Genomic DNA, 12,338 nt, shown 5'->3' on the forward strand with positions numbered 1-12,338 from the left:
GGGGTGCGCCCCCGGCCGGGCGGGTCTCAGCTCCCGACCAGCTCCGCGCGCATGCTCGACGCCGAGGACACGACCAGCATCAGCAGGGTGCCCATCGGCCCCTCGCCCAGCCCGGCCGCGGGGAAGGCGTAGCGCAGCGTCACGTCCCAGCCGCGCTCACCGCGCACCACCCGGGGCGTGCCGAACAGGCCCTCCCCCACCCCGAGGCCGACCCGTCGCGGCACGTCGTGCTCCGGGTCGGCGGACTCCGGCAGATCCCACGCGACGACGCAGGTCAGGTTGAGGACGGGCAGGCCCTCCTCCAGCTCGGTGCCCTGCACCACGCACAGCACGCCGCCGTGGGCGAAGGTCAGCGCGCCGTCGTCGTCGGTGGTGACGTCGTGGAACCGCTCCAGCGACCCCTTGGCGGTGGTGAGCATCCCGGAGATCACATCGGTGGTCACGGTGCCGCTCCATCGTTCGGGGCCGCTGCGGCCGTGTCGAGGCTCGCGCCCGCTCCGCGACGCTCGGAAGCTCCCCCGAAGCGCCGGTCCCGGCGCGCGTAGATCTCGATCGCCTGCCAGATGTGGCGGCGGTCGAAGTCCGGGAACAGCGTGTCCAGGAAGACCATCTCGGCGTAGGCGCTCTGCCAGAGCAGGAAGTTCGACGTCCGCTGCTCCCCCGAGGAGCGCACGAACAGGTCGACGTCGGGCATGTCCGGCTCGTCGAGGTACCGGGCCAGCATCCGCTCGTCGATCTTGTCGGGGTTGATCCGGCCCTCCGCGGCGAGCCGGGCGATCTGCCGCACCGAGTCGACGATCTCGGCGCGGCCGCCGTAGTTGACGCACATGGTCAGGTTCAGCACGTCGTTGCCGCGGGTGCGCTCCTCGGCGATCTCCAGCTCCTTGATCACCGAGCGCCACAGCCGCGGGCGCCGGCCCGCCCAGCGGACCCGGACCCCCATCGCGTCCATCTCGTCGACGCGGCGGCGGATCACGTCGCGGTTGAAGCCCATCAGGAACCGGACCTCGTCGGGGCTGCGCCGCCAGTTCTCGGTGGAGAACGCGTACGCCGACAGCCAGCGCACACCCAGGTCGATGCACCCGCGGGCGACGTCCATCAGCGAGGCCTCGCCCCGCTTGTGGCCCTCCGTGCGGGGCAGGCCGCGGGCGTTGGCCCAGCGGCCGTTGCCGTCCATCACGAGGGCGACGTGACGCGGCACCAGCTCCGGCGGGATCGCCGGGGGCCGGGCACCGGACGGGTGCGGTGCGGGAGGCTGGAACGGCACGTCGCCGACCCTACGTCGGGGACGGTGGACGGGGTCAGTCGCGGTGGTCGGGCTGCGGCCAGGCCGGCACGGCCGGGTCCTCCAGCCGCTCGATGGTCTCGCGCAGCCGGCGCATCCCGCGGTGCCCGCGGACCCGGTCGGCCTCCGACATCGGCTCGGACTCGTCGGGCCGGATCACCGGCAGCATCGGGATGGCCGGCCACGCGCCGTCCTCGGTGCGGGCCCGGACCTGGCGCATCGCGCGGGTCGGCCCGTCCTGCGGGGACTCCGGCATGGCCTCGGTGCGGACCGGGAGCTGCTGGGTGGGCGGCACCGGGATGCGCTGCGTGGCGGCCGGGAGACGGTGGGTCCGACCGGTGTGGTCGTCGTCCGGCGGCGGGGTGTGGGGTCGGTTCACGACTGCCTCTCCGACGGGGCTGGGGTCCCCTCGATCACAGGAGCGTAACGAGACGGCGGAACCGGTTGCCCGTCGAAAGCGATGATCACCCGGTGGAGTCGGCGGAAGTCCCGTCCGACGCGACCGGCGGCACCGCGACGGGCGGCGCGCCCGCGCGTCCACCGCTCGACGAAGCGGGCGGGCCGCTCACGGCACTCCACGCCGGGACCAGGAGTCGGATCGGTCTAGTCGGGAGGAGCGTCCGGGGGTGTCACTGCTCCGCCGTCCGGCGGTTCCGGGACGGGCCCCGGGACCCCGGGTGCGACGACGGCGGCGGGCCGGACCCGGGCGCGGCGGTCGACCAGGGGCAGCGAGCGCAGCTGCCGCTCCAGGTGCCACTGCAGGTGCGCCGCGACCAGGCCGCTGGCCTCACGCCGGGTCGGGGTGCCCGAGGCGTCCGCGGTGTCCCAGTCGCCGTGCAGCAGCGCGGACAGCAGGGCCACCGTCTCGGTCGCCGGGGTCACCGAGCCCGGCGGGCGGCAGCGCGGGCACACCATGCCGCCCCCGGCGACGGTGAACGACCGGTGCGGGCCGGGGGTCGCGCAGCGCGCGCACTCCGACAGCGACGGTGCCCACCCCGCGTGGCTCATCGCCCGCAGCAGGAACGCGTCGAGCACCAGGGCCGGTTCACGGGCGCCGTCGGCCAGCGCCCGGGTGGCGCCGAGCAGCAGCAGGTACACCCGCAGGCTCGGCTCACCCTCCTCGGACACCAGCCGGTCCGCGGTCTCCAGGATCGCGCAGCCGCAGGAGTACGCCGACCAGTCCGCGACGATCGCCGGGGCGAACGCGTCGACGGTCTGGGCCTGGGTGACCACGTCCAGCGTGCGGCCGGTGTAGCACTGGACGTCGACGTGGTTGAACGGCTCCAGCCGGGCGCCCCACCGCGACCGGGTGCGGCGCACGCCCTTGGCGACCACCCGGATCTTGCCGTGCCGGCGGGTCAGCATCGTGATGATCCGGTCGGCCTCGCCCAGCTTCTGCACCCGGAGCACGATCCCGGTGTCGCGGTAGAGCTGGGCCACGCGCCCAGTCTAGGTCGTGGTCAGAAGCCCAGCTTGCGCAGCTGCTTGGGGTCGCGCTGCCAGTCCTCGGCGATCTTGACGTGCAGGTCGAGGTGCACCCGGGTGCCCAGCAGCTTCTCGATCTGGCGGCGGGCGTCGGTGCCGACCTGCTTGAGCCGGGCGCCGCCCTTGCCGATCACGATGCCCTTCTGGCTGGACCGCTCGACGTAGATGATCGCGTAGATCTCCAGGAGGTCCCTCTTCTCGATCGTCTCCTCGACGACGACGGCGATCGAGTGCGGCAGCTCGTCGCGCACGCCCTCCAGCGCCGCCTCCCGCACGAGCTCGGCGACGAGCACGTCGGTCGGCTCGTCGGTGAGGTCGCCGTCGGGATAGAGCTGCGGGCCCTCCGGCAGCAGCCCCACCAGCAGGTCCGAGAGCAGCGACACCTGGAAACCCGACCGCGCCGAGGTCGGCACGACCTCGGTGAACTCCATCAGGGCCGACACCTCGGTGAGCCGCTCGGCGACCTGCTCGGGGCGGGCGGTGTCGGTCTTGGTGACGACGGCGACCACCGGGGTGTGCGCGGCGATCCGCCGCAGCTCCTCGGCGATGAACCGGTCGCCCTTGCCGACCTTCTCGTTGGCGGGCACGCAGAACCCGACGACGTCGACCTCGGACCAGGTCTCGCGCACCAGGTCGTTGAGCCGCGACCCGAGCAGGGTCCGCGGGCGGTGCAGCCCCGGGGTGTCGACCAGGACGATCTGGGCGTCCGGGCGGTGCACGATCCCGCGGATCGCGTGCCGGGTGGTCTGCGGGCGCGAGGAGGTGATCGCGATCTTCTCCCCGACCAGCGCGTTGGTCAGCGTCGACTTGCCGGCGTTGGGCCTGCCGACGAAGCAGGCGAACCCGGACCGGAAGCCCTCGGGCTGTGCGCCGGTCACGCCGCACCCAGCCGGTCGAGGATCTCACGGCCGATCGGCAGGGCCGCCGTCGCCGCCGGGGAGGGTGCGTTCAGCACGTGCAGGATCGAGCCGGGGCGGCCCGCGCCGTCCGGACCGGCCTGGTCGAGGAACAGGAAGTCGTCGACCAGGGTGCCGTCGGCCTTCACCGCCTGGGCCCGCACCCCGGCGCCGGCCGGGTGCAGGTCGGAGGCGGTGACGTCGGGCAGCATCCGCTGGATCTGGCGGACCATCGCCCGCGTCGACAGCGAGCGGCGGACCTCGCCGATGCCGTAGCGCCAGTGCGTGCGCGCCACCTTCAGCATCCCCGGGTAGGTCAGCGTGCCGAGCAGCTCCTTCGGCTTCACCGTGCGCCAGTCGTAGCCCTCGCGGGCCATCGCCAGGACGGCGTTCGGGCCGGCGTGCACGGTGCCGTCGATGCCGCGGGTGGCGTGCACCCCGAGGAACGGGAACGCCGGGTCGGGCACCGGGTAGATCAGACCGCGGACCAGCGAGGCGGCCCGCTCGGAGAAGCCGGAGTACTCGCCGCGGAACGGCACGATCCGCACCCCGGGGTCGGCACCGGCCAGGCGGGCGAGCTCGTCGCAGCGCAGGCCGCCGCAGACGACCGCGCGGGTGCCGAGCAGGTCGCCGCGGGTGGTGCGCACGACGACGTCGGACGGGCGGCGGGCCAACCCGGTGACGGTGCGGCCCAGGTGGACCTCGCCGCCGTTCTTCTCCACCAGCTCGCCCAGCTTCTCCGCGACCAGCCGGTAGTCGGTGATGCCGGTCGAGGGCACCCACAGCGCGGCGAGACCGCGGACGTCGGGCTCGTAGGTGCGGATGCCGTGCTCGTCGAGGCGGTGGTTCTCCACGCCGTTGGCGTCGCCACGGCGGGCCAGCTCGTCGAGCCGGGGCAGCTCCTCGGGCTCGGTCGCCACGACGAGCTTGCCGCACACCTGGTGCGGCAGGTCGTGCTCGCGGCAGAACGCGATGGTCTCGGCACACCCGGCGACGGCCAGGCGGGCCTTGTAGCCGCCCGGCGCGTAGTACAGCCCGGAGTGCACGACGTTGGAGTTGTTGCCGGTCTGGTGGTTCGCCAGGCGCTGCTCACGCTCGACGACGGCGACGCTGAGCCCGTTGCGGGTGGCGGCGTACGCGGTGGCCAGGCCGACGATCCCACCGCCGACGACGACCAGGTCGTAGCGCGGTGTCGCGGGCAGCCCGGTCACCGGGCACGCTCCGCGGGGATGGTCGTGCGGGCAGCCATCAGATCCTCCTCGCGTCCCACCCGTGGCGGGACGGTCACGTCCGTCGGTCGCTCCCCGTGGCCGGGGACGGCCAGGTCAGTGCCGGTCGGCGCCGGCGTGCTCGGTGGGGTCGCCCGCGACGTGGTCGGGCACGTCGGACTCCCGGGTGTCCCCGCGCGGCTCGTCGTGGTCGGTGTCCTCGGTCTCGGCCGGCTCCAGCGGGCTGACCAGCACCGAGGTGATGCGGACACGGCCGCGGGCGTCCTTGCCGCCCTCGCCCTGCAGCCGCAGCAGGCCGTCCAGCTCGGCGGTGGCGCCGGGCAGCGGCACCTTGCCCAGCCGCTGGGCGAGCAGCCCGCCGACGGTGTCGACGTCGGCGTTCTCCAGCGCCTCGTGCAGCTCGTCCTCGCGCGGGGTGCCGCGGAACCGGCCGGCGAACAGCTCCTCGAGGTCCTCGGCGGGCAGCCGGGCGGAGACCCGGAAGGCGCCGTCGGAGGCCTCGGCGACCTCGGGCACCTCCTCGGTGTCGTACTCGTCGGTGATCTCGCCGACGATCTCCTCGAGGATGTCCTCGATCGTCACCACGCCCGCGGTGCCGCCGTACTCGTCGACGACGACGGCCATGTGGTTGCGGGTGCGCTGCATCTCGCGCATGAGGTCGTCGCTGCGCTTGGAGTCCGGCACGAAGGCGGCGGGGCGCAGGATGTCGAGCAGCGGGACCTCCCGCTCGCCGCGCCGGGCCTCCTCACGGGCCCGGACCAGGTCCTTGAGGTAGGCGATGCCGATGACGTCGTCCACGCCCTCGCCGAGCACCGGGATGCGCGAGTAGCCGCTCTTGAGCGCCAGGCGCAGCACCTTCTCCACCGGGGTGTCGCGCTCGGTCCAGATCAGGTCCGGCCGCGGCACCATGATGTCGCGGACCGGGGTCTCCCCCAGCTCGAACACCGAGTGGATCATCTTGCGCTCGCCCTCGTCGACCACGCCGCGGTTGCTGGCCATGTCGACGAGCTCGCGCAGCTCGACCTCGGTGGAGAACGGGCCGTCGCGGAAACCGGGGCCCGGGGTGATCGCGTTGCCCAGCAGGATCAGCAGCTTGGCCAGCGGGGACAGCACGACGCCGATCGCGCGGATCGGGCCCGCGAGCAGCAGCCCGATCCGGTACGGGTGCTGGCGGCCCAGCGTCCGCGGGCCGACACCGATCAGGACGTAGCTGGCGAGCACCATGAGCACGCCGGTGAGCAGCAGCCCGATCCAGGTGGCGGAGAACAGCGGCGCGAGCGCGAGGGCCAGCAGGATGATCGCGACCGTCTCGCAGGTGACCCGCAGCAGCATCAGCAGGTTGACGTGCCGCGGCCGGTCCGCGACGACGGCGGCGAGCGCCTTCGCGCCGGCGCGGCCGGCGCGCACCACGGCGTCCACCCGGGCGCGCGAGATCGACATGAGGGCCGAGTCCGCGGCGGCGAACACCCCGGCCAGCAGCACGAGCAGGACCGTCGCGACGATCAGCCAGACGGTGGTCACTTCTGCTCCTCGGAGAACGTGGTCGTGGGTCTTCCGGTCACCGGCCGGACTCGTCCTCGAAGCCGGCGGCACCGAGGAGGCGGTCGTCGCTGCGCTTCTGGGCGTCCCGCGCGCGCTCGCGGGCCCGGTCGGACCGCCAGCGGACCAGCAGCCGGTTCTGCAGCGCGAACATCTCGCGCTCGTCCTCGGGCTCGAGGTGGTCGTACCCCAGCAGGTGCAGGATGCCGTGCACGGTCAGCAGGTGCAGCTCGTCGGCCAGGGTGTGCCCGGCCTTGCGCGCCTGGTCCCGGGCGAAGGCCGGGCAGAGCACGACGTCGCCGAGCAGGGCGGGGCCCAGGTCCGGCGCGTCGGGACGCCGGGTGTCCTCGGCGAGGGAGTCCATGGGGAACGCCATGACGTCGGTGGGGCCCGGCTCGTCCATCCAGCGGACGTGCAGCTCCTCCATCGCGTCGAGCCCGACGGCGGTGATCGCCAGCTCGGCGGACGGGCTCACCTTCATCGCGTCCAGCGCGTACCGGGCGACCGACACGATCTGCGCCTCGTCGACCGTGATCCCGGACTCGTTGACGACCTCGATGCTCACGCCGCCGCTGCCCTGCCCCTGCTCGCCGATACGGATGTAGGGGGCAGCCTAGACGGCCGCACCGACGGTCCCGGTGCCACCCGTCCCCCGGTCACCGCCGCCGGTCGGGACGCCGCGCGGGGCCGTTGCGGGGTGCGCCGTTGCCGACGGCGGCCGTGCGGTGCTCGGTCGCGTCGAACCGGGCGTAGGCGTCGACGATGTCGGACACCAGGCGGTGCCGGACCACGTCGGCGCTCTCGAGCCGGGAGAAGTGCACGTCGTCGACACCGTCGAGGATGTCCTGCACGACGGCCAGACCGGACCGGGCGTTGCCCGGGAGGTCGACCTGGGTGATGTCGCCGGTCACGACGATCCGCGAGCCGAAGCCGAGCCGGGTGAGGAACATCTTCATCTGCTCGGGCGTGGTGTTCTGCGCCTCGTCGAGGATGATGAACGCGTCGTTGAGGGTCCGGCCGCGCATGTAGGCCAGCGGCGCGACCTCGATCGTCCCGGCGGCCATCAGCTTCGGGATGGACTCCGGGTCGATCATGTCGTGCAGCGCGTCGTAGAGCGGGCGCAGGTACGGGTCGATCTTCTCGAACAGCGTGCCGGGCAGGTAGCCCAGCCGCTCCCCCGCCTCGACCGCGGGCCGGGTCAGGATGATCCGGTTGACCTGCTTGGCCTGCAGCGCCTGCACGGCCTTCGCCATCGCCAGGTAGGTCTTGCCGGTACCGGCCGGGCCGATGCCGAAGACGATCGTGAACGCGTCGATGGCGTCGACGTAGCGCTTCTGGTTGAGCGTCTTGGGCCGGATGGTCTTCCCGCGCCGGGACAGGATGTCCAGGCTCAGGACCTCGGCCGGGGACTCGCCCAGGCGCTCGTCGGCGGTGTTCTCCGCCGAGAGCATCTGCACGGTGCGGCGCACGGTGTCCGCGCCGACCAGCTGGCCGCGCTCGGCCAGGGTGATCAGCTCGGTGAAGACCCGCTCGGCGAACGCGACGTCGCCCGGGTCCCCGGACAGGGTCAGCTCGTTGCCGCGGACGTGGACGTCGGCGGTCAGCTCCTCCTCGGCGGCGCGCAGGCTCTCGTCGCGCGAGCCGAGCAGGGACAGGACGGCGGTGTCCGGCACGGCCATCCTCGACCGGACGGTCCCGCCCGGTGCCGCGGTGGACCGCAGGTCGGTCCGGGGGGTGGAGCCGGGTTCGGTGCCGGTCAAGAGTGTGTTCGCCTGCCTCGTACGTCGGGTCGCCGGACTGCGCCGATCGTACCGGTCGGACCGCCGACGGCACCCGCGGATTCTCCCCGCGGATCAGGCGGGGGTGCTCAGCCGTTCCACGGCCTGCAGCGCGGCGGCCCAGCCGGGGTGGGCGACGTCGATGAGCTGCAGGTGGTTCGCGCCCTCGACCCGCACGAGCTCCGACCGGTCCCCGGCGGCGGTCGCGGCGGCGACGAAGTCCTCGCTCTGGGAGAGCGGGACCACCTCGTCGGCGGTGCCGTGCACGCACACCGACGGCACCCCGAGCGGGACGGCCTCCAGCGGGCTGGTCGCCCGGAAGCGGGCCGGGTCGGCACCCGGGGTCGCCGCGACGAGGTCGGCCACGGCGCCGTCGCCGAGCAGCATCCCGCCGGCCAGGTCGAGCACCCCGGCCAGCGAGACCACCCCGGCCGGGCGGACCGCGGGCGTCGCGCCCGGGTCGCCGGGGGCGAGCTTCGCGCGCATCGCCAGCCAGCCCGCGAGGTGCCCGCCCGCCGAGTGCCCGAGCACGACGAGCCGGCGCAGGTCGAGCCGGGTGGAGCGCAGCGTGGCGAGGTGGTCGGCGGCCATCGCGACGTCGTCGAAGGTGGAGGGCCAGCCACCGCCGGCGGCCACCTTCCGGTACTCGATGTTCCAGACCGCGAAGCGCGCCGCGACCAGCGCGTCGACGACCGGGCGCATGATCGTGAGGTCGGTGCCGGCCCGCCAGAACCCGCCGTGCACGACGATCACCGCGCCGCGGGGCAGGTCCCGGGTGGCCGGGAAGGTCAGCTCGCCGAACTGGTCGGGCTGGCCGCCGTAGGCCATCCGCTCGGTCCGCGGGGCGGTCTCGTCGCGCGGGGGCCGCCGCGGGGCCGCGGGGGCGTCGTTGCCGCAGGCCCCGAGCAGCGGGGCGGCGGCGAGTCCTGCCAGCAGCGCGCGGCGTCCGATCCGGGGAGCGTGGTCACTCACGCGGCGGATGATGACACCCGCGCCCCGTCCCCGACGACCGGTTCGCCGGATCGTGACCGGCGTACGCACCCGGCGGTGACGCGACCGGACGGGTCAGCGGGCCCAGCGGCCGGTGCGCACCGCGATCGCGCCGAGCGCGACGCAGGCCGCGGTGGAGGCCCGCAGCACCTCCGGTCCCATCCGGACCGGGACGGCGCCGGCGTCGGCGAGGCGGTCGAGCTCGGCGTCGTCGACGCCGCCCTCCGGTCCGACGGCGAGCAGCACCTCCCCCGCCGCGGGCAGCGCGACCGAGGCGAGGTCCTCGCCCGCGGACTCGTGCAGCACCAGCGCGGTGTCGGCGGCACCGACCCGGGCGGCGAGCCGCGCGGTGGTCACCGGGTCGGCGACCTCGGGCTGCCACGGGCGGCGGGCCTGCTTGGCCGCCTCGCGGACGGTGGACCGCCAGCGTTCGAGGGCCTTCGCGCCGCGCGGGCCGTCGTCCCACCGGGTGACGCAGCGGGCCGCCTTCCAGGGGACGAACCCGTCGGCGCCGGCCTCGGTGGCGGTCTCCACGGCGAGCTCGCCGCGGTCGCCCTTGACCAGCGCCTGTGCGACGACGACGCGGACCGCGGGTGCGGGCACCCGGGTCACCTCGTGCAGCCGCACGGTCAGCGCGTCCCGCCCGGCGACGTCGACGACCTCGGCGCGGGCGAGCCCGCCCCGGCCGTCGGACAGCACCAGCGCCTCGCCGGGGCGCAGCCGTCGCACGGTCGCGGCGTGGCGCCCCTCCGGACCGTCGAGCACCGTGTCGGAGCCCGGGCCCGGGAGGGACGCGACGTCGTCGACCAGGAACAGCGGCGCCGTCGTCACCGGGTCAGCGTCCGGTCCAGCTGTCGCGCAGCTTGGAGAACAGGCCGTGCCCGTTGCGGGAGCCGCCGATCAGGTCCGGCTGCTCCTCACCGCGCAGCTCGGCGAGGCGGCGCAGCAGGTCGGTCTGCTCCTTGTCCAGCCGGGTGGGCACCGCCACCTCGACGTGCACGAGGAGGTCGCCGTGGCCGTCGATGCGCCCGGTGGAGCGCAGCCGGGGCATGCCCTTGCCGCGCAGCGTGCGGACCGTGCCGTGCTGGGTGCCCGCCTCGACGTCGATCTCGGCGACCGAGCCGTCGAGCAGCGGCAGCGGCAGCGTGGTGCCGAGCGCGGCCGCGGTCATCGGCAGCGGGAGCGTGCAGTGCAGGTCGGCGCCGTCGCGGGTGAACAGCTCGTGCGGCGCCTCCTCCACCTCGACGTAGAGGTCACCGGCGGGGCCGCCGCCGGAGCCGACCTCGCCCTGCCCGGACAGCCGCACCCGCATGCCCTCGGCGACACCCGCCGGGATCTTGACGGCGACCGTGCGCCGCGACCGGACCCGGCCGTCGCCCGCGCACTGGCGGCAGGGATCGGGGATGACCTCGCCGAACCCGCGGCAGGTCGGGCAGGGCCGTGCGGTGACGACCTGCCCGAGGAACGAGCGCTGCACGCTCTGGATCTCCCCGGAGCCGCCGCAGGTGTCGCAGGCGGTGGGGTGGGTGCCCTCGGCGCAGCCGGAGCCCTGGCACTGGGTGCACAGGACCGCGGTGTCGACGGCGAGGTCGCGCTGCACCCCGGCGGCGCAGTCCTCCAGCGTCAGCTCCATCCGGATCAGCGCGTCGGCGCCGGGCTGGACCCGGCTGCGCGGGCCGCGCCCGCGTCCGCCGCCGGCGGTGCCGCCGAAGAACGCGTCCATGATGTCGCTGAACCCGCCGAACCCGGCGAACGGGTCACCGCCGCCGCCACCCCCGCCGCGGGCGTCGAGAGGGTCGCCGCCGAGGTCGACGACCCGGCGCTTCTCGGGGTCGGTCAGTACCTCGTAGGCGGCGCTGACCTCCCGGAACCGCTCCTGCGCCGCGGGGTCGGGGTTGACGTCCGGGTGCAGCTCACGGGCGAGCTTGCGGTACGCCCGCTTGATCTCCGAGGCGTCGGCGCCGCGCTCGACGCCCAGGATCCCGTAGTAGTCGCGTGCCACCTGGCTCTTTTCCTCAATGAAGTACGTACAACGACGATGAAAGGTCTACCGACCGGTCAGGATCTCACCCACGTACCGGGCGACCGCATGCACCGCCGAGATCGTGCCCGGGTAGTCCATCCGGGTCGGTCCGACGACGCCCATCCCGCCCAGCGGGGTACCCGATCCGTACCCCACCGTGACCACGGACGCGGTGCGCAGGTCCTCGGCCTCGTTCTCCTCGCCGATCCGGACCGTGACCAGCCCGGAGTCCTGCGAGGCCGCGAGCAGCCGCATGACCACGACCTGCTCCTCCAGTGCCTCCAGGACCTGGCGCAGCGAGCCGGGGAAGTCGGCGTGGCTGCGGGTCAGGTTCGCCGTGCCGCCCAGCACCATCCGCTCCTCGGGGTGCTCGACGAGGGTCTCGATGAGCACCGTCGCGAGGTGCAGCAGCGGGGTGCGCAGGTCCTCCGGCGCGGTGTCGGGCAGCTCGGCGACGGCCGCGGAGGCCTCGGCGAGCTTGCGGCCGGCCAGGGCGTTGCCGAGCACCTCGCGCAGCCGGGCGACGTCGGTGTCGGCGAGCACGTCCCCCAGGTCGACGACGCGCTGGTCGACGCGACCGGAGTCGGTGATCAGCACCAGCATCAGCCGGGCCGGGGTCAGCTGCACGACCTCGAGGTGGCGGACCGTGGAGCGGGTGAGCGTCGGGTACTGCACGACGGCGACCTGTCGGGTCAGCTGCGCGAGCAGCCGCACCGAGCGGCGCAGCACGTCGTCGAGGTCGACCGCGCCGTCCAGGAACGTCTGCACGGCCCGCTTCTCGGCCGACGACAGCGGCTTGACCTGCGAGATCCGGTCGACGAACTGCCGGTAGCCCTTGTCGGTGGGGATCCGGCCGGCGCTGGTGTGCGGCTGGGCGATCAGTCCGTCCTCCTCGAGGACGGCCATGTCGTTGCGCACCGTCGCGCTCGACACCCCGAGGTTGTGCCGGTCGACGATGGCCTTCGAGCCCACGGGCTCCTGCGTCGACACGTAGTCGGCCACGATGGCCCGCAGCACGGCGAACCGTCGCTCGTCGGCGTTCATCTCCTCGCACCTCCCCCGGTGTGCCCCGTCCATCCTAGGCGCCGTCGTGGCCGCGCGGCCGGGGCGCGC

Annotated in this window: 13 protein-coding genes; all 13 read right to left on the minus strand. The window is 74.3% G+C overall.

Annotation, left to right across the window (positions count from 1 at the left end; all coding sequences use genetic code 11):
- Positions 1 to 26: 26 nt before the first annotated feature.
- Entirely contained in the window at positions 27 to 443 is a 417-nt protein-coding gene (locus WHI96_RS05975; RefSeq protein ID WP_345642242.1) for a hypothetical protein, read from the minus strand.
- Positions 440 to 1,267 (minus strand): isoprenyl transferase, encoded by an 828-nt coding sequence (locus tag WHI96_RS05980; RefSeq protein ID WP_345642245.1) that lies wholly within the window; start codon positions 1,265 to 1,267, stop codon positions 440 to 442. Before WHI96_RS05980 ends, WHI96_RS05975 begins: the two co-directional genes overlap by 4 nt.
- A 34-nt stretch (positions 1,268 to 1,301) precedes the next feature.
- Positions 1,302 to 1,664: a hypothetical protein gene (locus WHI96_RS05985; protein WP_345642248.1), complete on the minus strand. Its 363-nt coding sequence runs from the start codon at positions 1,662 to 1,664 to the stop codon at positions 1,302 to 1,304.
- Between the two features lie 224 nt (positions 1,665 to 1,888).
- Positions 1,889 to 2,725 carry a DNA repair protein RecO gene (recO, locus tag WHI96_RS05990; RefSeq protein ID WP_345642251.1) on the minus strand — a complete coding sequence of 279 codons (837 nt, stop codon included), beginning with the start codon at positions 2,723 to 2,725 and terminating at the stop codon, positions 1,889 to 1,891.
- A gap of 20 nt (positions 2,726 to 2,745) precedes the next feature.
- A complete protein-coding gene (gene era / locus WHI96_RS05995) occupies positions 2,746 to 3,648 on the minus strand; it encodes a GTPase Era (protein ID WP_345642254.1) in 903 nt (300 codons plus the stop codon).
- The gene (lhgD, locus tag WHI96_RS06000) at positions 3,645 to 4,877 is read right to left on the minus strand and encodes an L-2-hydroxyglutarate dehydrogenase (RefSeq protein ID WP_345642257.1); all 1,233 of its coding nucleotides are present in this window, start codon (positions 4,875 to 4,877) and stop codon (positions 3,645 to 3,647) included. The genes era and lhgD overlap by 4 nt, the downstream gene beginning before the upstream one ends.
- Positions 4,878 to 4,991: 114 nt before the next feature.
- Entirely contained in the window at positions 4,992 to 6,416 is a 1,425-nt protein-coding gene (locus tag WHI96_RS06005) for a hemolysin family protein (protein WP_226356007.1), read from the minus strand.
- A gap of 37 nt (positions 6,417 to 6,453) precedes the next feature.
- Positions 6,454 to 6,999: an rRNA maturation RNase YbeY gene (gene ybeY, locus WHI96_RS06010; RefSeq protein ID WP_345642264.1), complete on the minus strand. Its 546-nt coding sequence runs from the start codon at positions 6,997 to 6,999 to the stop codon at positions 6,454 to 6,456.
- A gap of 91 nt (positions 7,000 to 7,090) precedes the next feature.
- On the minus strand, positions 7,091 to 8,155 hold the full coding sequence (locus tag WHI96_RS06015) for a PhoH family protein (protein ID WP_345642951.1): 1,065 nt from the start codon (positions 8,153 to 8,155) through the stop codon (positions 7,091 to 7,093).
- Between the two features lie 132 nt (positions 8,156 to 8,287).
- Positions 8,288 to 9,184 (minus strand): alpha/beta hydrolase, encoded by an 897-nt coding sequence (locus WHI96_RS06020; RefSeq protein ID WP_345642267.1) that lies wholly within the window; start codon positions 9,182 to 9,184, stop codon positions 8,288 to 8,290.
- Positions 9,185 to 9,277: 93 nt separating this feature from the next.
- Positions 9,278 to 10,033, minus strand: coding sequence for a 16S rRNA (uracil(1498)-N(3))-methyltransferase (locus tag WHI96_RS06025; RefSeq protein WP_345642270.1), 756 nt, complete (start codon positions 10,031 to 10,033; stop codon positions 9,278 to 9,280).
- Positions 10,034 to 10,037: 4 nt separating this feature from the next.
- The gene (gene dnaJ / locus WHI96_RS06030; RefSeq protein WP_161151755.1) at positions 10,038 to 11,204 is read right to left on the minus strand and encodes a molecular chaperone DnaJ; all 1,167 of its coding nucleotides are present in this window, start codon (positions 11,202 to 11,204) and stop codon (positions 10,038 to 10,040) included.
- 45 nt (positions 11,205 to 11,249) lie between these two features.
- On the minus strand, positions 11,250 to 12,269 hold the full coding sequence (gene hrcA / locus WHI96_RS06035; RefSeq protein WP_345642273.1) for a heat-inducible transcriptional repressor HrcA: 1,020 nt from the start codon (positions 12,267 to 12,269) through the stop codon (positions 11,250 to 11,252).
- Positions 12,270 to 12,338 lie beyond the last annotated feature (69 nt).

This window comes from Pseudonocardia tropica (assembly GCF_040105315.1).
GTDB lineage: Bacteria > Actinomycetota > Actinomycetes > Mycobacteriales > Pseudonocardiaceae > Pseudonocardia > Pseudonocardia alni.